We start from the raw sequence: 22,666 nt of genomic DNA on the forward strand, positions 1-22,666 counted from the left end.
TAGCGATTACGAACAAGAGATAAATATTTCACATAAAATATAAAAAATTGCATTAACTCTAAATTCGCGTACGAATGAAGGAAAGACCCCTTGACACTCCGATCAATTGATCTTACTCCTCTCAATGTGCGAAGATGGGATTTTACGTGAGCTTACTCTCAGAAAAGCATCAAGGTCAGAAAACTCGGCTACATAATCGATTAAGAGGCGGAATGTGCCTGATACCGCATCAGAAATTCTCGAAAAATAGAACCGGACAAATATAAAAAACACCTTCCTTAAATCTTATCTAGCATCTCAGCCAAAATTGCCTGACGCTTCAGGCGATCGTTTGACACTTCGCCCATTGACTGACAAATTTCAACGATTTTTTCAAATACCTCCGTTGCTTTCTTTCCATGCTGACCCATCACCTTAATAATTTTCTCAGCAGACTGCTCGGCTTTTTTCGAGTTAAGTGGCAAAACGGTTTTTTCCGAAACTACAGCACGAACCAACGGCAACATATGCCATTTAAATCTTTTCATGTTCTGTGGAATGGTGCTATTTGAAACCAGCAAATTGAACCGATACATGGTTAAACAGGCAGCATAAAATATCATTTCTCGCGTTGAATCATCAAACATGACGTCAGTTAGCTCCTCATACATTTGCTTAGGGTATCTTGAGGCAAATTCTGGTCGATTACAGTACATACTTGCCACGCACTTTGCAGCATTGTGCAGAGAAAATATTCGAGTTGCAGGGATGTCTTGACCAACATATTGACGATCTCTACGTTCCAAATAAAGGCGACTTTCTGCACCGTTATAAGTGTTAAAATACTGCTCCACACGCTTTATAAGAGGCCGCAATGAAAGGAATTGGGTATCCTCAACTTTTGTTTGGCTATTGGTAGCACGAACCAATTCGGAGAAAACATCTTCCGACTGTGTTTTTACAACTTTCACATTAACCATCACATCTTTGAGGATATCTCTATTCTCAAAAAGAACATTTGACGTCTGACACCCATTAACAATTTGAAAATTTGTCAAATGAAGAGTAGTACCTTGAAGCTTCATTTCAGGACAAACAATGGTAATTCCATTATTCAAAACCGGGAATCTACTGGCAACATCTGAAGCGAGAGTCGCAGCAATAGATTGATTTACTGAATTTTCTAAGCCGAGGAATGATCTAACGTTTTCCTCAAAAACCTGAGTGCGCAGATTACCATCTTCAGATAACAAAAGATTCCCAACAAAGTCGCTTGCTTTAACTACAGCAAGATAGGCCTCATCAATACCTGCAATATTTGGCAAAGCGGCCGTACTAAAAGCTGGAAGACTCGCATTGATTCCTGAATAGGTGCCAACCCAAAGTCTAGTCAATTCATCACGATCGACAAACCTCACATCTATCTCATGAAATAAACCTAAATCATGTAGTTGAATCAAGAAATCTCTAAGAGCTGTTTCCAATGCAGCGGGAGCTTGATAGTGCCCGGTTGTAACATAGCGTGCTATAAGAGAGGGCTTACCATTGCGCACCTTAGGCACTTCCTTCAATACAACATCAAAAATTGAGCGTGCTTCGACAAGATTTTCATCTAAAGCGGCAAAAGGACTTTGCGTTGCAAAACGAAGAATACCTTCTTTAAATTTCAAAAAATCGCCAAGATCGAAGCCTTCGGATCTCTTAGCCTGAACGAAAACAACATCAACGTCATGGTTACGCCTTGGCGTCAAAAAAACACTATGCGCATCATCGGCTGATGGGATAACGATCTCATCAATGACGAGAGCCACTCCATCAATCCCCTCATCGCCTTCACCAGTTGATACGTCGTCAAGATCGAAACTTGAGCTATATCGATTCGAAAGTACACAATACGTCGCAAATTTTTCGAATTGCGTTGCCTCATCATCAGCGTCAAGTCCAAAGCTCGACACAAAACTTTCCAAGTGTGCTTTCACGATACGATGCATATTTTCCTCCCAGTCGATAATATAAAAACATTCTACCGTACCTGAGGACAGTTCCAGTATTTTTATATACCATCAATACTGACCGCCGAATGAGAATCGTAGGGGGACATATTTACGGAATACTAAGAAGCTATTTGTTCAGCTACCTAGAATCACTGGGCGTGCGCTGCATTGAGCTCCGCCATATTGAGCGAGATCAGCGAGGAAACAGAGGCGCAAGCGGCGGTGCCAGCGTAACAAAACAGCTCATTTCATTTCTACAACAGAAACTGTTTCGGCGCAGCCAGACTGGGCATGGCCGGCAAGGAAGCGCCAGATGCGCTAAGCTGCCGGAACCCCAACCACAAGGAACACCATGACCCTGATCGTCGTCGCCACCATCGATGCCCAAGCCGACCATATCGACGCCGTGCGCGCCGCCCTGGAAGCCGTCGTGCCGCCCAGCCGCGCGGAAAGCGGCTGCCTGCGCTACGAACTGCACCTCGACAACAAGATTCCCACGCGCTTCATCATGCTGGAAGAATGGGCCGACAAGGCGGCCCTGACGGCGCACTATGCGACACCCCACTTCCTGACCCTGGTGGCCGCCACTGAGGGCAAGGCCGTCAAAATCGACGTGGCGGAATTGAGCAAGCTGAAGTAAGGCCGGCGCGCTGCGCTAGCGCGTGGCCAGATTGAAAAGTTGCCATCTATAATATGGCAACTTTTCTTTATGGCCATCATGACACCATTTACCAAGATACGCGGCGCCGCAGCGGCAGCCGCCTTGACGCTCTGCATCAGCGCATCGGCGCAATCTCCCCTCCCCCTGGCCAAGCTGGTGGGCGAATACAATCTTGCCTCGTCGGCGACCGTGCCGGCCAGCACCTGGGGCTATTCCAAAGGACGCATTTCGGTCAAGCAACTCGATGAGCGGCATCTGCTGATCGCCCTGTCCTGCGAATGGAAACGCGAGCCGAAGGCCGTCTGCGGCGACTATTTTTATGCCCAGCAGCGCGACGACGGCCTGTATCTGCAAGACATGAATACCTTCGCCATGCGCCTGTACTTCGACCCGGCCTCGCGCAAGCTCACCATCATTTCGCGCGGCGCCGATGCCAAACAAAGCGTGCGGCATGACGTCTTCGCCGCCACGACAGCGCCCCTCACGGATCCCGCTTTGGTACGGCGCATGAAACGCGAGCTGTCGAATGCCGACAGCAAGGAAAACCGGCGCGTGTTCGGCCCCTACACCAAGTGGGACTACCAGGAAAACCGCATCGAATTCCAGCGCCAGGACTTGACGGCGCCGTGATGCCGCGCCTGATCCAGCCCCTGCGGCGCCAGCTGCTGCGCCTCGCCGGCGCCCTGCTATGTTCGCCCATGCTCGCGCGCGCAGCCGACGGCGGCGGCCTGCCCCGCGCCGTGCGCCAGCGCATCCTGGCCACCCTCGACGCTCCGCTGCCCAAGGTGCTCAATGTGCACCATCTGGCGTTGATACGGCGTTTCAACATCGGCTGGTCGCCCGTGGAAAGCGGCGCGCCCATGCTCAATCCGGCCTACCCACTGGGCAAAGGCGATACCCTGGAACTGGCCATGCAAGCCATCGCCGGCAAGGATGCGGCGCTGGCCGCGCAGCGCCTGATGGAAGCGGCACTGCTGCTGCCCCACTTCGTGCAGATGGCCAGGCTGAAGCCGGGCAGCTACGCCAACGGCAAGGCGCCGTTCACGTTTACCACCCGGCACCTGCAACTGCTGCGCCAGCAGTCGTGGCTGCCGCTGGAAATGCTGGGCATGGCGGCGGAAGACTACCTGGCCGAAGGCTGTTGGCCCACCCCGTCCGTCGACGGCAAACGCCCGTACGGAGACTTCACGAATTACCCGGTGGAAATGGCGCAGGCGCTGGGCCTGCCCGTGCACCGCCAGGCCGACGGCAGCCTCGTCATCCGGCCCGCGCTGGATGCGGAACTGGAAGCGCTGCACCGGCAGACCATGCCTGCGCTGCAAGTGTTCGTGCGGGAAGCGGGCTTGAGGCGCAATACGCTGTAGACCGGCCATTCCCGCCATGACACTCACGCATGGTCATGCCGCGGCGGCCGTCCGGGAGTCAGCATATCCCGGCCTGAGGCTGGCTAGTCGGGATAGTAAAATGGAGGAATGCCGTCAAACGGGATAATCTCCAGCATCCCGCCAAGTGCGGCCAGCGCCGCTACGCAGCCTGCCATCTCGTCGAGCAGATTCCGGCCGGCCGTCGTCGCATGGTAATTTGCCATGGACGTCACGTTGGGGCCGATGGCGCTCCCCCAGGGCGGTTCCTTCGCACGGTCATGCATATCCCAGACGACTTCCGTCGGCGCCAGCGCGGCAAGGCCTCTCTTGATGGCCTGTATTTGCAGGCAGGCAGCCGGCGCATCTGCGGCGTCCAGCCTGCCCTGGTAGAGTTTTTCCATGATATGCGGAAACCGTGAACCCCAGCGGCCGTCTTCCAGGTGGACGGCCACCGTGGAAAACAGGGAGTAAAACGCATTCTCGAAGCCAATCTCAGTGATGACACTGCCGTGTTTGAATGCAATCATCCGCATGGCTCCCGCTATCAGTCGCTATCAATAAAACGCCACAACACCCCGGTGCTCAGCCTTGCGGCGCCGGCACTGGAGCGGGCTGCGGTGCCGGGGCTGGGGCCGGCTCCGGCACCGCCTTGCCATGCGACTCCTGTCCGCCGTCGCCTTCGGCCGGCATGGCCAGCGGCGCCGGCGGCGCGCCCTCTTGCAGCAAATCGCCCGGCTCTTCCACCGGTTCATCCTCGGGCTCTTCGACCGGCTCCACATGGCGCAGCGGCGGTGGCGGCTTGCCGCCGGGGAAGATGGCGTCGCGCGACAGCTTGCCCGTGTCGAGCGCCGTCTTGAAGAAGTCGCCCACCACCAGCACGGCGTTGTGGCCGCCCTGGCCCCAGTAATTGCTGCGCATGGTGACCCGCGCGTCATTGAAACCGACCCAGGCGCCACCCACCAGTTCCGGGTGCATCAGGATAAACCAGCCATCCGCATTGTTTTGCGTGGTGCCGCTCTTGCCGGCAACGTCGGAGCGGATACCGAAGCGGCTGCGGATCGCCGTGCCCGTGCCACGGTCGATGACGCCGCGCATCATGTCCGTCAAGGTAGACGCCGATGCTGCCTGCATGGCGCGCTTGGGCTTGTCTTCGCCGAAGCGGGCGATGACCTTGCCTTCGCGGTCGGTGATGTGCGTGACGACAAACGGCAGGCGGGCTTCGCCCTGGGCCGCGATGCTGGCGTAGGCGTTGACCATTTCCAGCAAGGTGACGGGACTGGTGCCCAGCGCCAGCGACGGCACTTTTTCCAGCTTGCTGTCGCGGATACCGAGCGCGCGCGCCAATTTGATGATGGGCGGCAAGCCGACGTCCTGCATCACCTGCGCCGTGATGGTGTTTTTCGAGTAGACGAGGCCGTCGCGCATGGTCATGTCGCGCCCCGTGGTGCCGCTCATGTCCGTCGGGCGCCATATCGTGCCGTCGGCCGCCTTGATATCCATCACGGCGTCGCGGTAGACGTGCTCGGGACTCAAGCCCTTTTCCAGCGCGGCGCCATACACGATGGGCTTGAAGGTGGAGCCGGGCTGGCGCGCCGCCTGCGACACATGGTCGAACTGTTCGCGCGCAAAGTCGCGGCTGCCCACCCAGGCACGCACGGCGCCCGTGGCCGGATCCATGGCCGTAAAGCCCGCTTCCAGGCGCGTCTTCGACTTGCGCAGGGCCGCCATGAAGGCGCGGTCGCCTTTCAGTTGCGCCAGCGCGTCGTCCGGCGTGGCGCCGGCGGCCGTCAGCTTGCGGTAGTCGCCCGACTCGCGCACGAAGGCGTCCAGCAGGGCCGGATGCGATTTCCAGAAATAATCGAACGGCACGCTGCCGCCCTGCATGCCCGCGTACATGCCTGTCGAGGTGGACGACGGCACGCCCGCGCGGCTCCATTCCACGTCGGCAATCGCCTGCAAGGCATTCGCCTGGCGTTCGACGGCGCGCTCGGCCGCCTGCTGCAAGTCGTAGTCGAGCGTGGTGTGCACCACGAGGGCGTCGAGTTCCAGGTTGTAGTCGTTCTCGTCGGCCCACTGGATCAGCCACTTGCGCACATATGCCGTGAAATGGCTATCCGATTGCGCCCGTTCGCTCTGGCGCTCGAAATGCAGGCGCAGCGGGCGTTTGATCAACTGTTTGTAGCGCGCCTCGTCGATGACGTCATGCTTGCGCATCTGCCCCAGCACCACGTTGCGGCGTTGCAGCGAGCGTTCGGGATTGCCGACCGGATTGTAATAATTCGTCCCCTTGAGCATGCCGACCAGGGTGGCGCTTTCCAGGATATCGAGGCGCGAGGCGGGCTTGTCGAAGTAGGTGCGGGCCGCCATCTCGATGCCGTAGGTGTTGTACAGGAAGGGTACGGTGTTCAGGTACGCTTCCAGGATTTCCGTCTTGCTGTAGGTGGCCTCGATCTTGAGGGCCGTGATCAGCTCCTTCAGCTTGCGGTTCAGGTTGCGCGAACGGCCGATTTCTTCGGGGAACATATTGCGCGCCAACTGCTGCGTGATGGTGGAACCGCCCTGGGGATTGCCTCCCGCAGTGTGCAAGATGGCGCCCGCCGTGCGCGTGAAGTCAATGCCGTGGTGGTCGTAGAAGCGGTGGTCTTCCGTCGAGATCAGCGCGCTGATCACGTTCGGCGAAATCTGTTTCAAGGTGACCCGTTCCTGCAAGCCCTGGTCGAAGCGGGCCAGTTCCTGCCCATCCGCGCTGACCATGGTGCTCGGCGCGGCCGCGCGCGCCTGGCGCAAGTCGTGGATGCTCGGTGTCAGGGGAATCAGCAGCAGCATGTATGCAGTCAGCAGCGCCAGCACGGCCAGGAAAGACCATAAGGCCAGCACCAGCGCGCGCCGCACGGGCGGCAAGGTCATCAAATGCGCGCGGCCGCGCCGGTACAGCGCCACCGCCCTTGCCCACCCCGCACGCGCCACGCGCCATGCCTGCGCGCGCGCCCGTATGAATGCCTGCCGTGCTTTTTCCTGAAACTGCTCCATGCCTGATGCCATGCCTGTACCTTGTCTGATGCCGGAAAATCCGTTTCAGCAAGTATATAGGGCGGGCAACAAAGCGGGCCGGAATTTACGGCAGGCAAGCATCCAGGCGGGCCAGGGTGACGCCGACATAGGCGCCAATGCAGCGCGCGTCATGCGTCGTAAACGGGTTTTCCAGCTGCAACAGGCCGCAGTCGCAGATGACGGGATCAACCTGGGTCACGACGCCCAACGCCAGGTAGCGCCAGCCATCGAGGCGCTGCAGGCGTTTTTCTTCACCCGGGTTGGCGCGGAAGATGGCGTCCCAGTCATCCATCTCGCCGGGCATGGGCCACAGTTCGAGCTGGACGTGCGCGCCGGCGGCCATCTGCCCGCCACCGAACTCGTCCATCACATGCAGGCGCTGGCCGCCCACCTCGATGATGGCTTCCAGGTACTCGCCCTCGGTCGCGATGAAGGTGGCGGCGACGATGCTGGCCGTCACTTCTGCGCCTGCTCCAGCAGGGCCGGCAATTCTTTCAGCATGGCTTCGCGCGTGCGCAAGCCCGCAGACTGCTGGCCTTTCTGCTCGTCCTGCACCAGGCGCGCAAAGACGATGCTGCGCTCGCCCTTGCTGGCCCAGCCCACGAACCAGCCGTAGCCATGTGCTTCGTCGAAGCTGCCATCTGCCTTGCGCGGGAAAGCGGCGCCCGTCTTGCCATGCACTTGCCAGCCGTCCACGTCTGCCAGGCGGGTCAGGCGCTGGGTTGCTTCCATCGCCTGCTTCGTCACGGGCAGCTGGTAATTGACCAGCTTGCGCAAGAAACCCAGCTGTTCCAGCGGAGAGATTTTCAGCGAAGAGCTGATCCACGAGCGTTCCAGGCTGTTGTCCTTGCCCGGGTCGCCCGAGAGGTCTGCATTGCCATAGCGCAAAGCCTTGGCGTATTTCTGGAAGCGTTCGGCGCCCAGCGCCTGCGTGATCTGCTGCGAATACCAGACGACGGAATACTGCATCCAGCGCGACGGGTCCGTATCCTGGCGCCAGGCTTCGCCGCCCCAGTCCACATAGCCCTGGCGGTATGGCAAGCTGGGCTTGTGCTCGTCCTTGAGGAAACCGGCGTCATAGCCCATCAGGCTAAGCGCGATCTTGAACGTGGATGCGGGGGTGACGCGGTCGAGGCAATTGCCCTCTTGCAGCAGGACGGCGCCCGTTTTGGCATCGGCCATGGCGGTGCAGATGGTGGCGGCCTGGGCTTGCGAGGCGGCCGGAATAGCGCCTGCCAGGCCGAGGATGAACGGGAACAATGCGCGATATTTCATGAGCCTCCGGGGTTGGGGGAGAAGGACAAAGCGAAATTGTACCGGGCGGCGCGGCGCGATGCCAGCGATGATGACGTCGCCTTGATTCTAGCGCCCTGCCAGCCCGCCCGGCGGGCGCTCCCGCTTCAGATGTTCTTCCTCCAGCTCATCCATCCCCAGCTTTTCCTCATCGATCAGCGCATGTTCGCGCCGCTCCCGCTCCAGTTCCTCTTCCAGGCTACCTTCGTCAGGCTCCCGCTCGATTTTCTCCGGCATGCTGTCCTCCTCCACGGTGGTTGGGTGAAAAGCTCAGGCAAGCTTGCCCGTCTGCGCCACGGCATCGTGCGGATGCAGGCTTTCCATATGCCGCACGCTAACGCTGGCCTGCGCGTACCTGAGCGCCAGCGCCGCCTGCACGCGGCGGGCCGCGTCTTCCACATACATCAGATTAGCACCATTCAGGCGCGCAAACGCCTGTTCGTCCGCCCGTTTCACGGCTGTCTGCAGCGGCGTCGCCAGCGCCGCTTCCACCAGGTCGATCAGGGGGAACAGGTCCAGCTCCGCCTGCTGCGTCAATGGCACGGTGACCGTCGCCGTGCTGCGCTGGCTGTGCGGCGTGGCCAGGCTGGCGTGCTCCTGCAGCCAGGCGCGGGCGGCCGCGCCGTCAATGCCGCCCGCGCCGAACTGCGCCGCAAAGGCGTCGGCCAGCAGTTGCCGCGACAGCGCCGCCGAACACGGACAGGTCGACGAGTAGCCGATCTCCACCGTCAGGGATAGCGCAAAGCCCTGTGGCGAGCAGCTGGCCTGCAGGCGCACGGGATACGATTTCCAGCCCGACAGTCCCGCCGTCAGCAGCGCCGGCTGGCGCCGCAGCAAGGGAAAGGCCAGTGCCATGCGCGCCTGCGTGCTGCCGCAATCGGCGTGACTGTCCACCATGCGCCGCAGCACGGCGGCCAGGCCCCCGGCATCGAGCGGCTGCGCTGCGGCAAACGCATCGAGCAGCAGGTACAGGCGCGACATGTGGATGCCCTTCACACGCGGGTCGGGTAAATCCACGTGCACGTCGGCCCAGGCATGCACTTGCTGCGCCTGCCCGCCCTCCTCCAGCCACAGCGGCAAGGCGATGCCTTGCATGCCGACCCACTCCAGCGGCAAGGGACTGCCCAGATGGGGGCCGGCCGCCACGTCGGGCAGGGGCGAGGAAATCGGATCGCGCTTCATGTTGGTGGCTCCATATGCAAACAAGTTGCATATCATGGAGAAAAACAATCACATTTGCAAGAAACTTGCATTAATAGGGCAAATGGGCAGATCAGCTAGCCTTGCGAAACGTCAAATTGATGCGCTGCGAACCCAGTACCGCGTGTTCGCCCTCCTTCAGGGGCGCCACGCCGTGGAAACGCAGGCGATCGGTGCCGCCCCACACCACCACGTCGCCATGCAGCAAGCCGATGCGAGCAGCCTTGTCGGCCCGCTCCGCCCCGCCGAACAGGAAGGTGGCGGGCAAGCCCAGCGAGACGGAGACGATGGGCGCGGTGAAATCGCATTCATCGCGGTCCTGGTGCAGGGCCATGCGCGCACCGGGCGCATAACGGTTGACCAGGCAGGCGTCGGGAGCAAATCCCGGATAGCCGGCCGCCAGCGCCGCCTGCCGCGCCAGGCGCAGGAACACGGGCGGCATCGGCGGCCAAGGCAGGCCGCTGGCCGGATCGAGCCGCGCATAACGGTAACCGCGTCCATCCGTGACCCAGCCGAGAGGGCCGCAATTGCTCATGGCAACGGACATGCGCAAACCGCCCGGCGTGGCCATGTGGCGCGGGGGCGCCGCCAGCACGATGGCGTCCAGCGCCGGCAGCACCTCGTCCAGATACGGCAGCGCAAAACCGCGCAGCAGCACCGAGGCGGAAGAGCCAGGCACCAGCGGCGCCGGCCCGGCCGGGGCCTGGTCTTCATCGGCAAACAGGGACAGGTTCATGCGGCCTATTTTAGCCGCGCCACGGAAAAAGCGCGCGCGGCTGCCCCATGGTGCGCTACAGTAGCGCTTCCAGCCACTACTACCCGCCTCCACGATGGATCATTACGCCGATCTGCTGCAAACCCTGGCGCAACAGGAAGAATCCCTGCAATTCGAACGCTTCGACAACGATGCCGCGCTGGCCGTGGGCCTGTGGATCGTCGAGGAAGTGCGCAAGCGGGGCAAGGCCGTCACCGTCAACATCACGCGCAACGGTCAAATCCTGTTCCACCACGCCATGACGGGCGCCACGGCGGACCAGGCGGACTGGATACGCCGCAAGAACAATACGGTACAGCGCTTTTGCCGCAGCTCCTACTACATGGGCATCTCGTATAAAAGCCGCGGCAGCACCTTCGAAGACGTGAAATACCTCGATGACATCGAGTACGCGGGCCACGGCGGCGCCTTCCCCCTGCTGATACGCGGCGTGGGACTGGTGGGCACGGTGACCGTTTCCGGCCTGGCGCAAGCCGACGACCACGCACTGGTGGTGGCCGCGCTGCAGGCGCAGCTGGAACGCTAGTTTTCCAGCGCCCGGCGCAAGGCGGCGCGCGCCAGCAAGCGCGTGGAATCGAGCGTCGGCAGCGGCGAATTGGCGTCGCTGATGATCAGCGGGATTTCCGTGCAGCCGAGGATGACGGCGTCGCAGCCCTGCTCCCGCAAGCCGGCAATGACGGCCTGGAAGCGCGCCACGCTGTCCCCCTTGACCACGCCCGGCACCAGTTCTTCCATGATGATGCGGTTGATCTCGCTGCGCTCGTCCTCGCCGGGCCGCACGCAGGCGATGCCGCGCGCGGCCAGCCTGTCCGGATACACGGCGCTGTCGACCAGCCAGCGCGTTCCCGTCAGGCCCACCCGCCGGACACCGCGCGCCGCCGCTTCGCTGGCCACGACGTCCGCGATATGCAGCCATGGCAGCGGCGAACGGGGCGCCATCAGCTCGAATGCCTGGTGGATGGTGTTGTCGGGGCAGATCAGGAAATCGGCGCCGGCGGCGGCCAGCTTGCGCGCCGACGCCAGCATCAGTTCGGCCACGCCTGCCAGGTCGCCCCCGTTCAGGCAATCCACGTAGCGCGCCAGCGACGGCGTGTGCATCGATACTTCCGGGTGTTCATATGCCCCCAGCGCATGCGCGCCCTCTTCGCAGATCGTGCGGTAGCACAGGGCTGCGCCTTCGGCCGAGCAGCCGACGATGCCGATATGCTGTGTCATGCGATCTTCCTTTTCAATTAGATACGCTGGCCGCCGTCGATGGGGATTTCCGCGCCCGTGATGTACGAGGCGCGCTCGCTGCACAGGAACTCCACCAAGTCGGCCACTTCAGCCGTCGTGCCCAGGCGGCGCAGGGGGATTTGCGTGTCGACGATGTGCGAGGTGCCGGGCGACAGGATGGCCGTATCGATCTCGCCCGGCGCGATGGCATTGACGCGCACGTTCAGCGGCGCCATGTCGTTGGCCATTTCGCGCGTCAGCGACGCCAGCGCCGCCTTCGAACTGGCATAGGCCGAGCCGGCAAACGGGTGCACGCGGTAGCCGGCGATCGAGCACAGGTTCACGACGGCGCCATGCGCATTCGACAATTCCTGCGCGAAGCCGCGCGTCAGGGCCAGCGGCGCAAAGAAATTCGTGTTGTACATTTCCTGCCACGTCTGCATGTCGGTGGTCAGCGAATTGACGCGCGAGCCACCCGGTCCCTTCGGCGACACGCCCGCATTGTTGACCAGGGCGTGCAGTTTCGAGTCGCCCAGCATGGGGCGCAGCGTCTCGACCATCTGCCCGATCTGGCTCAGGTCCGACAAATCCATGCACACATGCGTGTTGTGCTCCTGGCTGCGCGGGCAGCCGCCGGGAATCGGGCTGCGCGAGACGGTGATGACACGCCATCCCAGGCTGCGAAAGCGCTCCGCGACGGCGTGGCCGATGCCGCGGCTGGCGCCCGTGACGATGGCGGTTTTCTGTTCCATGTTCTGTTCAATCGTGTGCTGGATGTTCGTCATGTTCTTCCTCGTCGTCTTCTTGTCCGGTTGCGCCGGCGTGGATGCGCTCCTGGCGCATGACATAGGCCAGCATCTGCGTCCCGCCGTCGAGAATGTCCTGTTCGATGGCGCGCCGCGCGGCCGCGCTGTCGCGCTGGCGCAGCGCGCTGATGATGGCGTGGTGGTGCCCCACCCGCATGTCGGGCGAAAAACTGGCGTAGCCGGCGGCGATCAGGGGCGCCGTCTGCATCCACAGGTGGTCGACGAAGCGTTTTAAGGTCGGCATGCCGGCCGCCTGCGCCAGGCCCAGGTGAAACGCCTGGTTGCATTGCAGGGCCGCCGCCAGGTCGTGCCGCGCGATGGCCTCTTCATTCGCCTGCAGCAGGCGTTCCAGGTCGGCCAGGGTGGCGCCGTCGATACGCTGCGCCGCCTCGGCCGCGCCCAGGCCTTCCAGTTCCAGGCGCAGCGCGCGGATTTCCAGGTAGCGCGCCACGCTCAGCACGGGCACGCGGAAGTCGCGCGGCGAGCGCAGCACCAGCGCCTCTTCCTGCACCAGCTGCAGCATGGCGTCGCGCACGGGCGTGACGCTGGTGCCCAGCTGCAGCGCCAGCTCGCGGATGCGCAGCCGGTCATTCGGCTGGAAACGCCCGGCCGCCAGCGCTTCGCGCAGCATGGCGTACACGGACTTGCCCAGGTTGACGTGCACCAGACTGTCCAATGGATGATTCATGCGTTTTTTGATCTTTGAAAAATTATGATGCATCATACATCAATGTGAAAAACAGTGTTTTTCCATGCGTGCGCCAGAGACAGGAAGCGCCGCCAGACCGTACAATCAGCCGCCACCGTCTCGAAAGGAATGCACTTGAACTGGGATTATCCGCACGCCCATACCCTGCCCGTCACGCCCGAACCGGGTGACATCGACGGTTTGCAGCATACGAATAACGCCGTCTACGTGCGCTGGTGCGAGCATATCGCCTGGCACCATTCGGCCACCCTGGGACTGGACCTGGACGATTACCGGCGCCTGGACCGGGCCATGGCGATACGCCGCGGCGAATACGACTACCTGCTGCCGACGCGGGCCGGCGAAGCGCTGACGCTGGCTACCTGGCTGTGCGCCAGCGATGGCCGCTCCAGCATGGAACGGCGCTTCCAGCTGATCCGCGACAGCGACGGCGCCACCGTCGTGCGCGGACGCTGGGAATTGATCTGCATCGAATTGAGCAGCGGCCGCGCGCGCCGCCTGCCGCCCGAGTTCCTGGCCACGTACGAACCGGCCATCGTCGCGGCCGGCGCATGAACGCGGACGCCTGGAGCGCCGTTTTGCGCGCCGTTCAGCGAAGATGCGGGGCTTTTCTTGCGCCTCCGCAGTGCAACATGCATTTCGCTCCTGATTTGCCCGTTCATGCTTTAGAATCAGCGACCTCAGCCCCGTAAAAACAGGATAAAACATATGACGGCAGTCGGGATTACCGAACCACAAGAGCTCAAGCGCGGCCTGAAAAGCCGCCACATCCAGCTCATCGCCCTGGGCGGCGCCATCGGCACCGGCCTGTTTCTGGGCATCGCGCAAACCATCAAGATGGCCGGCCCTTCAGTGTTGCTGGGTTATGGCATCGCCGGCGTCATCGCCTTCCTGATCATGCGCCAGCTGGGCGAGATGGTGGTCGACGAACCCGTCGCCGGCTCCTTCAGCTATTTTGCCGACAAATACTGCGGCCACCTGCCCGGCTTTTTGTCGGGCTGGAATTACTGGGTGCTGTATGTGCTCGTCAGCATGGCCGAACTGACGGCCGTCGGCATCTACGTGCAGTACTGGTGGCCGGGCGTGCCCACCTGGGTCTCGGCGCTCGTCTTCTTTTGCGTCATCAACGCCATCAGTCTGTTGAACGTCAAGGCGTTTGGCGAGATGGAATTCTGGTTCGCCCTCGTCAAGGTGGTCGCCATCATCGGCATGATCGTCTTCGGCGCGTACCTGCTGGCCTCCGGCGACGCGGGCCCGCAGGCGTCGGTGGCCAACCTGTGGCAGCACGGCGGCTTCTTCCCGAATGGCTGGCAAGGCCTGGTGATGGCCATGGCCGTCATCATGTTTTCGTTCGGCGGCCTGGAACTGGTGGGCATCACGGCGGCCGAGGCGGACGACCCGAGCACGACGATTCCACGCGCCACCAACCAGGCCATCTACCGCATCCTGATCTTTTACATCGGCGCGCTGGGGATTTTGCTGTCGCTGTACCCGTGGCAAAACGTCGTCACCGGCGGCAGCCCGTTCGTGCTGATTTTCCATGCGCTCGACAGCAACCTGGTGGCCACGGCCCTGAACGTGGTGGTGCTGACGGCCGCCTTGTCCGTGTATAACAGCGGCGTGTATTGCAACACGCGCATGCTGTTCGGCCTGGCCAAGCAAGGCAATGCGCCGCGCGCGCTGCTGCACCTGAACCGCCGCGGCGTGCCGCTCGTCGCGCTGGGCGTATCGGCCCTGGCGACGGGCGCCTGCGTGGTGGTGAATTACTTCATGCCGGGCGAAGCGTTTGAAGTGCTGATGGGACTCGTGGTGTCGGCGCTGATCATCAACTGGGCCATGATCAGCTGGATCCATTTGCGCTTCCGCGCGCAGAAAAAAATCGAAGGCAAGACGACCTTGTTCCAGAGCCTGGGCTACCCGTTCACCAACTACCTGTGCCTGGTCTTCCTGGCCGGCATCCTGGTGATCATGTATCTGACGCCGGGCCTGCGCATCTCCGTCTACCTGATACCCGTGTGGCTCGCCGCGCTGGGCGTCGGCTACTGGATCAAGCAAAGCAAGGCCAAGGCATAGGCTGCTTGCGCCGTATCAAGCTGAAGCAAAAAAGCCCGTCTTCGCAGGAAGACGGGCTTTTTGCTTCAGCTTGGGTTTAAAACTGGCCGCGCAGGGTCAGTTGCCAGTTGCGCGGCGTGCCATAGTAGTTGGCATTCGTCACTGAGCCGACGCGCTCGTAATACACGCGGTCGAACAGATTGTTGACATTCAGGCTCAAGGTCCAGCGCGGATCGATCCGGTATTGCGCCATGAGGCCAACGACGGCATAGCCGCCTTGCGTGAAATCGTAGGCCTTGCCGTCGACCTTGCCCGCCACGTAGGTACTGCTCTGGATGATGGCATTGCCGCCCACCTTCCATTGCGACAGCGCGCCCGGCAAGGCGTAGGCGGTAGTGACCTTCAACATATGCCTGGGCGTGATGCTGCTGTAATCGGTGTGCGTGCTCTCGTCCTTGGTCTGGTTGTAGGTGTAGCCGGCCGTGCCTTGCCAGCCCGTACCGAGCTCGCCGCCCAGCTCCATGTCAACGCCCCGGCTGGTGACTTTGCCTTGCGCCAGGTAGCAGCAGTTGCCCGCGAACGGATACTCTGTGTACGGGTAGCGCATGTCCTGCACCCCGGTGCCCGTGCGCTGCACGTCGAAGACACTGAGGGTCGCGTTCAGCAGGCCATCCATCAATTCGCCCTTGAGGCCAGCCTCGATGCTCTTGCCGCGGATCGGCGGCAGGGAAGTGCCAGGCAGAGGCGCCGCTTTCAGCAAGGCTTGCGGTTTGAAGATGGAGGAATAGCTGAGGTAGGCCGACCACTTGTCGCTCACATCGACAATCACGCCGCCATACGGCGTGAGCTTGGTCGGTTCGCTGAAGGGCGTGTCCGTATCGAGTTGCAATACCCCTTGTTCATCGGCCAGATACGTCACCTGGCCAAAGCTGTAGCGGCTGGCCCGCGCGCCGGCGATCAGGTGCAAGCGGTCAGTGGGATGCAAGCGCAGCATGCCGTACACGGCCTTCTGTTCCTGCGTCCATGGCTCGAACACATAGCTGAGCGGTACGTCCAGGTCAGGATTCCAGGCATTGCGGTGGAACACATCGGCTGGCACGGCCCAGTTATCCACGGGCTTGCCCGTGCCCCAGCGCGCCTTCACCCGCTGCCAGTCGACGCCAGCCAGGAATTCATGGGTGCGGCCCAGCACGGCAAATGTGCCACTGAGGCTGATATCGGCCACGTCCTGCCGGTTCTTTACCTCGTAGCGCCCGCCTCCCCACAAGGGGCCCTGACCAGTCTTCGGATCGACGGCGCCGTTGGCAAACGCCGTATCCGAGATAATATCCATATTGCTGTGGGTCAAATTGACCTTGAGTTTCCAGCGGTTGGCGAACTGGTGTTCGAACTGTCCGAACACCTCGCTGGCCGTGCGGTCATTGAAAGCCCACGGCTGGGTCAAGCTGGCACTGCGCGGCAAGCCGATATTGCGGCCGTCGCTATAGCGCGGCAAGCCGCTGCCGTAGCCATTGTCATTTTGCCGTCCATAGCTGGCGCCCACGGTCAGCAGGCTGCTGCGCCCCAGATCCGCTTCCAGTACGCCGTAGAGCTGCGGCTTTTCCACGCTGCGGTCATCGAGGTGATAGTCGCGCTGTTCATACACGGCCACGGCGCGGCCCCGCAATCGCCCCTCGTCGGCCAACGGGCCCGTCATGTCCACGGTGGCGCGGCGGTTATTCCAGCGGCCCAGCGATGCTTCGGTAATGATCTGGCGCTCGGCCAGGGGCTTCTTGCGCGCCAGATTGATGATGCCGCCCGGATCGCCTATGCCGCCCAACAATCCCGATGCGCCGCGCATCACTTCCATGCGGTCATAGAAGGCCATGTCTTGCTGCGCATCGTAGGAAAACGCGCCCAGCGCCAGCGGCGAACCGCCATCGATCTGCATGCTGGTGATCTGGAAGCCGCGCGAATAGAAATTGTAGGCATTGAAGCTGGCGCGGTTGGCAACGATGCCCGGCGTGAGCTTCAGGGTATCGCTGATGTCCACCAGGCGCTGGTCATCCATTTGCTGGCGCGTTACCACCGAAACGGACTGGGGAATTTCGCGGAACGACTGGTCGCTCTTCGAGGCGATGCTCGTCACGCGGCTGGTATAGGAGCCGCTACCTTCCGTGGTGCCATCGTGTGCGCGCCGCTCCATGACCTTGACGGCAGGCAAGACCTGCGGTCCCGCGCCAGCCTCGGCACCAGCTTTCCTCAGCAGATACCCACCGGTGACGCCGGGAATGGCGTGCAGGCCCGACCCGGCCAGCAAGGCGGCCAGGCCATCCTGGAGCGCATACCTGCCCTGCAAGCCAGGCGATAGGAGGCCTTCCGCCAGGGCCGGCGCGAACGACAGGGTGATGCCGGCCTCGCTGGCGAACTGGTACAGCGCCTGGTTCAGGGGGCCAGCGGCAATGGCGTAGCTGTGCTTGGCGTCGGCCGCCTTGGCCGCCTTGGCCGCTTCGGCCGCCTGTGCGCCAGCCATGCCCACGCCGGCCAGACCTGCCGACAACAGCGCACCGCGCAGGGCGGCGGCCAGCAGATGGAGCCGGAGGCGGTGCGCTGGCTGGCTGGGGGTGCGTGGAGGGTGAAACTCGATTACTGTTTGCTGCATAACAATCCCTTGGATAAAGTCAGTCGAAAAGCTGCTCTCTCTGACTTGCCGGACGGGATGTAAAAAGGGGCCAGTTTTTTTTGAATTTCTGCTACAACAATGGCATCAGCTGGCCGGCGCCGCCACCACGGTGAGCCAGTACGGCGTGCGCGACAGGATAGCGACGGGCAAGGTTTGCTGCAGTACATCGAGTGCCTGGTCGATATTATCGGTTCGAAAGATGCCCGAAATGCGCAAGCCCGCCACGGCTGGATCGCAGCGCAGGATGCCTCGGCGATAACGGGCCAGTTCCAGCAAAAAATCATCGAGGCGCATTTTGTCTGCCAGCAGCAGGCCACGCTGCCAGGCCGTTTGCGCCGCCCCCGAGCGTTGTGCCGCCCCGATGGCCTGTGCGCTGAAACTGGCATGAAAGCCGGCCGGCACGACCACGGGCCGCGCCACGGCACTGGCGCGTACTTCCACCGCATGGGCCAGCACGGCAAGTTCCGTGCGTCCCGCGTACTGGCGCACGGCAAAGCGCGTTCCCAGCGCACGCAGGCTGCCTTGCGCCGTGCGCACCCGGAACGGCCGCGCGCGGGCATCGCTCGCCGTCTCGAGCAGCATCTCGCCTTCACGCAAGATCACCAGCCGCTGCTGCCCGTCAAACACGACATCGGCCGCCGACGCGGTATTGAGCGTCAGCACGCTGCCATCGTCCAGGATAAAACTGGCTTGCTCGCCCGTTGCGGTGTGATAAGCGGCACGCTGGCTGTAGTGCCATGCCAGCGGCGAAACCAGTGCCACGGCGGCCAATGCCTTCAAGGCCGCGCGCCGGTCGCGCTGTCGCCCCAGAGTGGCTTGCCCGATATCTGTCGGCACGGCGCCGAAGGTGCGCGCCAGTTCATTGGCCGCTTGCCACGCGCGCTCGTGCTCCGGACTCTGCGCACACCATTGCGCCAGCCGGACATGCTCGCGCGCCGTCATCTCGTCGCCATGCAGCTTGACCAGCCAGGCGGCGGCATCGTGCACGATGCGACGATCGACGGACACCGTACTCACAGCATCAGGCTCAAGCACTGTGCGAAGCCTTGCTGCATATACCGCTTCACCGTGCGCAAGGGAATACCCAACCGCTCGACGATCTGCGGATAGGTCAAGCCTTCCAGCTGCGACAGCAAGAACACGCTGCGCACCTTGGCCGGCATGGCATCGAGCATGGCATCAAGCCGTTGCAAGGCTTCCAGCACCAGCAGGCGCTCTTCGGGGGAAATGGCGACGGCATCGGGCTGGCCGGCCAGCGCAGCCAGCCAGGCTTGCTCCAGCGAGCGGCGGCGGAACAGGTCGATCATCAGTCCATTGGCGACCGTGCGCAAGTAAGCACGCGGTTCGCGCATGGGCACTGCCGCGCCCTGCTTGCCGGTACGGTAGCCCATGACGATGCGCACAAATGTATCGTGCGCCAGGTCGGCCGCATCGAAGGAACAGCCGAGCTTGCGCTGCAGCCATGTCCTGAGCCAGCCATGGTGTTCGCTATACAGCACCGTGATGGTCGAGCCATGGGGGTCGGCAGAAACAGGCGCGGCAATCATGCGGGCACTTTCAGGAGAGCATCAATAATAAATGAGAATCATTATTAATTGTAGCCATATGCGCGTGCCCGCGCAAGTTTCCCCGAGCAATGATGCCGGTTTGCTCCCTAGACCGCGCCCGCGGTCTTGTCGGCCTCCGCGGGCAGCACATCGGCTTGCCACAGGCTGATGGTACGGCCCGCATACGATTGCAACAGCACGTCATCGCTCAAGGTCAGCAACGCCTGCTTGCGCTGCTCCAGGCGCGCCTCGGGCGTCATCTCCTTCTCGCCCGACCTGTACGGCCCCAGCACGGGCAGCAAGTCGCGCAGCACGGAATAATTACCCGGCGTGGTCTTGTCCGATTCCAGCTTGCCCAGGAAATACTTCATGACGCGCTCGGACTGGCTACCCTCCTGCCGCAAGCTCGCCTTCACCATCTTGCCGTCCTTGTAAGCCACCTGCGCGTCGCTGCTGGCCGTATCCTCGATCTGGTGGTAGGTATAGTTCTGCGATTCCGTGCTGGTCGTCAGCCGCAGCGGCACGCCGGGCACCAGCGACTGATGGAAGCTGGCGCTCAGCTTCGATTGCTGCTGCTGCCTGACAGAGCGTTCGTCCTGGCTGGCGCCGGCCTGCAGCGTCTTTTGCGATACTTCATAGTTGAAGCCATCCTTTTCCATGCTGCGCATGGGATTGCTGAAATTCACGGCTTGCGACACGGAGGCGCTGAAATCCGCCAGCCCCGTCAGGATGGACTTGTCCTCGGCCGCCAGGCGCCACTTGCCCGTTTCGGGCGTGTCCGTGGCCGCTTGCGGCGCGGAGGTATTGCCGTGCAGGGCCGTAAAGCCATCCTTGAGCATGGCCACCAGGCCCGCGTCGCCATGGCCGCGCGACGCCGCCTGGTCGAACTGCTTCATATAACTGTCCACCGCCTTGGCTTGCCGTTCGCGGCTGCCCAGAGTATTGAGCTGACTGGCGTCCACCTTCAGGTCCAGGCTGCCGGCCACGCCGCTGAAGCTGACTTTGCGCTGCGCGCCATCGGCCTGGAAATCCAGGGTCTGCACACTTTCCGGCTCGCCCCGCACCTTGACTTCCGCATGCAGCTTCACCGATTCGAGCACTTGCTGGTCGAATTGCATCAAGCCTGCCAGCTTGAGTTTCGGCGTGCTCTCTCCCATGCCGTCGATGGTCTCCTGGAAACCTTTCGCCAGTTCGCCCAGCGCGCTCGCTTCAGCGTCGCTGAGCTCGCCGCTCGCCGTCATGTTCACGGCCAAACCGTCGCCCTGGCTGTCGAGCGACAGCTTGACTTCCACGCCGCTTTTGGTGGTGATGCTGAGGGCAACCCGGTCTTCGCCATTGCCATGCAGGTCGCCCGGCGCGATGGCCGATGCCCCATAGACATTGGGCGTCGTACTCGGCGGCGGCTGCCGCATCGCCTGCGAAAAATTATAGTTGCCCAGCTTGGCCTGTCCCAGCATGGCCTCGCCCAGGCCGCTGAAACGGCCGCCAAACGCATACGACGAGAAACTCTTCGTCATCGCGTCGCTCACCTTGTCGCGCGTCGCGCTTTCCCACACCATCGGCGGTTTCACCAACGCCGCAGGATTGCTTCCGTTCACGCTCTCCGGGCTGAGGGCGACGATGGAAGACGGCGTGGAGGCGGACGGCGCCGGCGCCTCCGTGCGGTTCGGCGTGGCGGCGGAAGCCCGTGACGGGGCGCTGTTCCAGCTTGACAGTGGAGAAATGGAGGTCATGGGGCTGTAACCTTACTAGTAGCGAGAAGAGGCATCATAAGATATCGATATGTTTAGTTTTTTTGCAATTTCCTGACGCCAGGCAAACCTTGCGTCACGTTGCTGGCGTGATGGCAAGTACTGCATGGCAATACTGCATTAACGGCAAGAAACGGAAAAGCATGAGCGTCGGGGAAATGAAACATTTTCATGCCGCTGGCCTCGTTGGCTCCCAACAAGTTCAATCACAGCAGGGAATGTCCATTAAAATGCCACTATGGAACACAAGATTCTGCGCGCGCCGCTGGCCAGCTTTACCGACTTGTTGCTCGATGCCGTGTGCATGGTCGACGTGGAGGGGCGCTTCGTCTTCGTCAGCACCGCCTGCGAACGCATCTTCGGCTACACACAGCAGGAAATGATCGGCAAGCGCATGCTCGACATGGTCGCTCCCGCCGACCGCGCCCGCACCCTCGCCGCCGCGCAAGCCATCATGGATGGCCATGCGCAGACGCACTTTGAAAACCGCTACCTGCGCAAGGATGGCAGCCTGGCGCACATCATGTGGTCCGCCCGCTGGTCCGCCGCCGACCAGTTGCGCGTGGCGGTGGCGCGCGACATCACCTTGCTGAAACAGGCCCAGGCAAAGCAGGCCGCGCTGTACGCCATCTCCGAAGCCATGCAGGCGACGCAAGACTTGCCCGCCCTGCTGCACCGCATCCAGCTCATCATCGGCGAACACTTGCCCGCGCGCAGCCTGACCTTGCTGCTGCATGACGAACACGGCATACAGCCTCCCATGACTTCCCATGCCGAGGACAGCGCGCCCCAGCCAACGTCGTCCCTGGCCAGCCTGCTGTGCGACGAAGTGCTGCGCAGCGGCCGTCCCCTGCGTCTGCAGGCGGGACAACTGGCTAGCCTGCCGGCGGCGCTGCAAACGGCAGCCTGCGCCCTGTCCTCGTGCTGGCTTGCCGTGCCGCTATATTCCTCCATGGGCAGCATCGGCGCGCTGGCCTTGCAGGGCGGCCAGGATGCCGTCATCGGCACGGAGCAAGACCAGGATTTGCTGCAATTTGTCGCCAAGCAACTTGCCACCGCCATCGAGCGCCGGCAGTTGCAGACGCAGATGCAGTTCATGGCCATGCACGACGAGCTGACCCGCCTGCCGAACCGCCGCCTGTTCCACGACCGCCTGCACACGGCGTTCGCGCGCGCGCACCGCCAGGAAGGCCGGCTGTCGCTGCTGTTCCTGGACCTCGACAACTTCAAGCGCGTCAATGACGACCACGGCCATGCCTGCGGCGACCTGCTGCTGCAAACGGTGGCGAGCCGCCTGCGCGATTGCATGCGCGAAACCGACACCCTGGCCAGGATGGGCGGCGATGAATTCGTCGTGCTTCTGGAAAGCAATACCGCGCCGGTGGACGTCAGCCTGATCGAGCAAAAGATCCATGCGGCCCTGGCCACGCCGCTGCACCTGGGCAACGGACAGCAATTGCAGATCGCCGTCAGCATCGGCGTGGCCCACTATCCGGAAGATGGCGACACCATGCAACTGCTGCTGCGCCACGCGGACCGGGCCATGTATGCCTCGAAGGTGCTGGCGGCCGCCTCGCGCTAGCGGCCGCCAGCTCCTGGCGATAGTG

General features: G+C 62.1%; 22 protein-coding genes. 7 read left to right on the forward strand and 15 right to left on the reverse strand.

Features of this window, described 5'->3' with window-relative positions; genetic code table 11:
• Nucleotides 1-278: 278 nt before the first annotated feature.
• Nucleotides 279-1,970: an AIPR family protein gene (locus tag CSQ92_RS08530; RefSeq protein ID WP_099393855.1), complete on the reverse strand. Its 1,692-nt coding sequence runs from the start codon at nucleotides 1,968-1,970 to the stop codon at nucleotides 279-281.
• 355 nt (nucleotides 1,971-2,325) lie between these two features.
• On the opposite strand from CSQ92_RS08530, the gene CSQ92_RS08535 reads away from it, so the two are divergent.
• The 3 genes from CSQ92_RS08535 to CSQ92_RS08545 all read left to right on the forward strand — a co-directional run bounded on the left by CSQ92_RS08535 (nucleotide 2,326) and on the right by CSQ92_RS08545 (nucleotide 3,998).
• Nucleotides 2,326-2,613, forward strand: coding sequence for a putative quinol monooxygenase (locus CSQ92_RS08535; protein ID WP_070256952.1), 288 nt, complete (start codon nucleotides 2,326-2,328; stop codon nucleotides 2,611-2,613).
• A gap of 78 nt (nucleotides 2,614-2,691) precedes the next feature.
• Nucleotides 2,692-3,264: a hypothetical protein gene (locus CSQ92_RS08540; protein WP_099394632.1), complete on the forward strand. Its 573-nt coding sequence runs from the start codon at nucleotides 2,692-2,694 to the stop codon at nucleotides 3,262-3,264.
• The gene (locus CSQ92_RS08545; protein ID WP_099393856.1) at nucleotides 3,264-3,998 is read left to right on the forward strand and encodes a hypothetical protein; all 735 of its coding nucleotides are present in this window, start codon (nucleotides 3,264-3,266) and stop codon (nucleotides 3,996-3,998) included. The genes CSQ92_RS08540 and CSQ92_RS08545 overlap by 1 nt, the downstream gene beginning before the upstream one ends.
• Nucleotides 3,999-4,081: 83 nt before the next feature.
• Here the strand turns inward: CSQ92_RS08545 and CSQ92_RS08550 are convergent, their stop codons facing one another.
• The 7 genes from CSQ92_RS08550 to alkB all read right to left on the reverse strand — a co-directional run bounded on the left by CSQ92_RS08550 (nucleotide 4,082) and on the right by alkB (nucleotide 10,278).
• A complete protein-coding gene (locus tag CSQ92_RS08550; protein WP_176384150.1) occupies nucleotides 4,082-4,525 on the reverse strand; it encodes an Imm70 family immunity protein in 444 nt (147 codons plus the stop codon).
• Between the two features lie 55 nt (nucleotides 4,526-4,580).
• Nucleotides 4,581-7,028 (reverse strand): penicillin-binding protein 1A, encoded by a 2,448-nt coding sequence (locus CSQ92_RS08555; protein ID WP_257219165.1) that lies wholly within the window; start codon nucleotides 7,026-7,028, stop codon nucleotides 4,581-4,583.
• A gap of 85 nt (nucleotides 7,029-7,113) precedes the next feature.
• On the reverse strand, nucleotides 7,114-7,509 hold the full coding sequence (locus tag CSQ92_RS08560; protein WP_052140493.1) for a hypothetical protein: 396 nt from the start codon (nucleotides 7,507-7,509) through the stop codon (nucleotides 7,114-7,116).
• Nucleotides 7,506-8,324 (reverse strand): class D beta-lactamase, encoded by an 819-nt coding sequence (gene blaOXA / locus CSQ92_RS08565; protein WP_099393859.1) that lies wholly within the window; start codon nucleotides 8,322-8,324, stop codon nucleotides 7,506-7,508. Before blaOXA ends, CSQ92_RS08560 begins: the two co-directional genes overlap by 4 nt.
• 87 nt (nucleotides 8,325-8,411) lie before the next feature.
• Nucleotides 8,412-8,579 carry a hypothetical protein gene (locus tag CSQ92_RS29010; RefSeq protein ID WP_180276970.1) on the reverse strand — a complete coding sequence of 56 codons (168 nt, stop codon included), beginning with the start codon at nucleotides 8,577-8,579 and terminating at the stop codon, nucleotides 8,412-8,414.
• A 33-nt stretch (nucleotides 8,580-8,612) separates the two neighbouring features.
• Nucleotides 8,613-9,524: a GTP cyclohydrolase FolE2 gene (gene folE2, locus CSQ92_RS08570; protein ID WP_218964043.1), complete on the reverse strand. Its 912-nt coding sequence runs from the start codon at nucleotides 9,522-9,524 to the stop codon at nucleotides 8,613-8,615.
• A gap of 91 nt (nucleotides 9,525-9,615) precedes the next feature.
• Nucleotides 9,616-10,278 (reverse strand): DNA oxidative demethylase AlkB, encoded by a 663-nt coding sequence (alkB, locus tag CSQ92_RS08575; protein WP_099393860.1) that lies wholly within the window; start codon nucleotides 10,276-10,278, stop codon nucleotides 9,616-9,618.
• Nucleotides 10,279-10,372: 94 nt separating this feature from the next.
• Here alkB and CSQ92_RS08580 point away from each other — a divergent pair, with 94 nt between their 5' ends.
• The gene (locus CSQ92_RS08580; protein ID WP_034786432.1) at nucleotides 10,373-10,843 is read left to right on the forward strand and encodes a heme-degrading domain-containing protein; all 471 of its coding nucleotides are present in this window, start codon (nucleotides 10,373-10,375) and stop codon (nucleotides 10,841-10,843) included.
• Here the strand turns inward: CSQ92_RS08580 and CSQ92_RS08585 are convergent.
• The 3 genes from CSQ92_RS08585 to CSQ92_RS08595 are packed head-to-tail and all read right to left on the reverse strand — an operon-like array spanning nucleotide 10,840 to nucleotide 13,026.
• Nucleotides 10,840-11,532: an aspartate/glutamate racemase family protein gene (locus CSQ92_RS08585; protein WP_099393861.1), complete on the reverse strand. Its 693-nt coding sequence runs from the start codon at nucleotides 11,530-11,532 to the stop codon at nucleotides 10,840-10,842. The two genes, CSQ92_RS08580 and CSQ92_RS08585, sit on opposite strands and share 4 nt — an antisense overlap.
• A 17-nt stretch (nucleotides 11,533-11,549) precedes the next feature.
• Nucleotides 11,550-12,317, reverse strand: coding sequence for an SDR family NAD(P)-dependent oxidoreductase (locus CSQ92_RS08590; protein ID WP_257219166.1), 768 nt, complete (start codon nucleotides 12,315-12,317; stop codon nucleotides 11,550-11,552).
• Nucleotides 12,292-13,026, reverse strand: a complete 735-nt coding sequence (locus CSQ92_RS08595) for a GntR family transcriptional regulator (RefSeq protein WP_099394634.1) — start codon at nucleotides 13,024-13,026, stop codon at nucleotides 12,292-12,294. The genes CSQ92_RS08590 and CSQ92_RS08595 overlap by 26 nt, the downstream gene beginning before the upstream one ends.
• 135 nt (nucleotides 13,027-13,161) lie before the next feature.
• Between CSQ92_RS08595 and CSQ92_RS08600 the strand changes: the two genes are divergently transcribed.
• Both CSQ92_RS08600 and CSQ92_RS08605 read left to right on the forward strand, forming a co-directional pair.
• On the forward strand, nucleotides 13,162-13,602 hold the full coding sequence (locus CSQ92_RS08600) for an acyl-CoA thioesterase (RefSeq protein ID WP_205412592.1): 441 nt from the start codon (nucleotides 13,162-13,164) through the stop codon (nucleotides 13,600-13,602).
• A 153-nt stretch (nucleotides 13,603-13,755) separates the two neighbouring features.
• Nucleotides 13,756-15,120 carry an amino acid permease gene (locus tag CSQ92_RS08605; protein WP_034786435.1) on the forward strand — a complete coding sequence of 455 codons (1,365 nt, stop codon included), beginning with the start codon at nucleotides 13,756-13,758 and terminating at the stop codon, nucleotides 15,118-15,120.
• A gap of 76 nt (nucleotides 15,121-15,196) precedes the next feature.
• Here CSQ92_RS08605 and CSQ92_RS08610 read toward each other — a convergent pair whose 3' ends face one another.
• The 4 genes from CSQ92_RS08610 to CSQ92_RS08625 all read right to left on the reverse strand — a co-directional run bounded on the left by CSQ92_RS08610 (nucleotide 15,197) and on the right by CSQ92_RS08625 (nucleotide 21,041).
• Nucleotides 15,197-17,740, reverse strand: a complete 2,544-nt coding sequence (locus CSQ92_RS08610) for a TonB-dependent siderophore receptor (RefSeq protein ID WP_099393862.1) — start codon at nucleotides 17,738-17,740, stop codon at nucleotides 15,197-15,199.
• 105 nt (nucleotides 17,741-17,845) lie between these two features.
• Complete coding sequence (locus CSQ92_RS08615) at nucleotides 17,846-18,769, reverse strand: FecR domain-containing protein (RefSeq protein ID WP_257219167.1); 924 nt, start codon at nucleotides 18,767-18,769, stop codon at nucleotides 17,846-17,848.
• Between the two features lie 5 nt (nucleotides 18,770-18,774).
• Nucleotides 18,775-19,308, reverse strand: a complete 534-nt coding sequence (locus CSQ92_RS08620) for a sigma-70 family RNA polymerase sigma factor (RefSeq protein ID WP_099393863.1) — start codon at nucleotides 19,306-19,308, stop codon at nucleotides 18,775-18,777.
• A gap of 107 nt (nucleotides 19,309-19,415) precedes the next feature.
• The gene (locus tag CSQ92_RS08625; RefSeq protein ID WP_143450314.1) at nucleotides 19,416-21,041 is read right to left on the reverse strand and encodes a hypothetical protein; all 1,626 of its coding nucleotides are present in this window, start codon (nucleotides 21,039-21,041) and stop codon (nucleotides 19,416-19,418) included.
• Nucleotides 21,042-21,297: 256 nt separating this feature from the next.
• Between CSQ92_RS08625 and CSQ92_RS08630 the strand changes: the two genes are divergently transcribed.
• Nucleotides 21,298-22,641, forward strand: coding sequence for a sensor domain-containing protein (locus CSQ92_RS08630; protein WP_099393865.1), 1,344 nt, complete (start codon nucleotides 21,298-21,300; stop codon nucleotides 22,639-22,641).
• Nucleotides 22,642-22,666: the final 25 nt, after the last annotated feature.

This window comes from Janthinobacterium sp. BJB446 (genome assembly GCF_002735655.1).
Classification (GTDB): domain Bacteria; phylum Pseudomonadota; class Gammaproteobacteria; order Burkholderiales; family Burkholderiaceae_D; genus Janthinobacterium; species Janthinobacterium lividum.

Coding starts and splice junctions, on each gene's coding strand:
- CSQ92_RS08555 (WP_257219165.1), bottom strand. CDS start 7,028: ATGGAGCAGTTTCAGGAAAAAGCACGGCAGGCATTCATACGGGCGCGC.
- CSQ92_RS08630 (WP_099393865.1), top strand. CDS start 21,298: ATGGAACACAAGATTCTGCGCGCGCCGCTGGCCAGCTTTACCGACTTG.
- CSQ92_RS08550 (WP_176384150.1), bottom strand. CDS start 4,525: ATGATTGCATTCAAACACGGCAGTGTCATCACTGAGATTGGCTTCGAG.
- CSQ92_RS08580 (WP_034786432.1), top strand. CDS start 10,373: ATGGATCATTACGCCGATCTGCTGCAAACCCTGGCGCAACAGGAAGAA.
- CSQ92_RS08595 (WP_099394634.1), bottom strand. CDS start 13,026: ATGAATCATCCATTGGACAGTCTGGTGCACGTCAACCTGGGCAAGTCC.
- CSQ92_RS08610 (WP_099393862.1), bottom strand. CDS start 17,740: ATGCAGCAAACAGTAATCGAGTTTCACCCTCCACGCACCCCCAGCCAG.
- CSQ92_RS08540 (WP_099394632.1), top strand. CDS start 2,692: ATGACACCATTTACCAAGATACGCGGCGCCGCAGCGGCAGCCGCCTTG.
- CSQ92_RS08530 (WP_099393855.1), bottom strand. CDS start 1,970: ATGCATCGTATCGTGAAAGCACACTTGGAAAGTTTTGTGTCGAGCTTT.
- CSQ92_RS08620 (WP_099393863.1), bottom strand. CDS start 19,308: ATGATTGCCGCGCCTGTTTCTGCCGACCCCCATGGCTCGACCATCACG.
- CSQ92_RS29010 (WP_180276970.1), bottom strand. CDS start 8,579: ATGCCGGAGAAAATCGAGCGGGAGCCTGACGAAGGTAGCCTGGAAGAG.
- CSQ92_RS08585 (WP_099393861.1), bottom strand. CDS start 11,532: ATGACACAGCATATCGGCATCGTCGGCTGCTCGGCCGAAGGCGCAGCC.
- blaOXA (WP_099393859.1), bottom strand. CDS start 8,324: ATGAAATATCGCGCATTGTTCCCGTTCATCCTCGGCCTGGCAGGCGCT.
- CSQ92_RS08545 (WP_099393856.1), top strand. CDS start 3,264: ATGCCGCGCCTGATCCAGCCCCTGCGGCGCCAGCTGCTGCGCCTCGCC.
- CSQ92_RS08605 (WP_034786435.1), top strand. CDS start 13,756: ATGACGGCAGTCGGGATTACCGAACCACAAGAGCTCAAGCGCGGCCTG.
- CSQ92_RS08535 (WP_070256952.1), top strand. CDS start 2,326: ATGACCCTGATCGTCGTCGCCACCATCGATGCCCAAGCCGACCATATC.
- CSQ92_RS08625 (WP_143450314.1), bottom strand. CDS start 21,041: ATGACCTCCATTTCTCCACTGTCAAGCTGGAACAGCGCCCCGTCACGG.
- folE2 (WP_218964043.1), bottom strand. CDS start 9,524: ATGAAGCGCGATCCGATTTCCTCGCCCCTGCCCGACGTGGCGGCCGGC.
- CSQ92_RS08590 (WP_257219166.1), bottom strand. CDS start 12,317: ATGACGAACATCCAGCACACGATTGAACAGAACATGGAACAGAAAACC.
- alkB (WP_099393860.1), bottom strand. CDS start 10,278: ATGAACCTGTCCCTGTTTGCCGATGAAGACCAGGCCCCGGCCGGGCCG.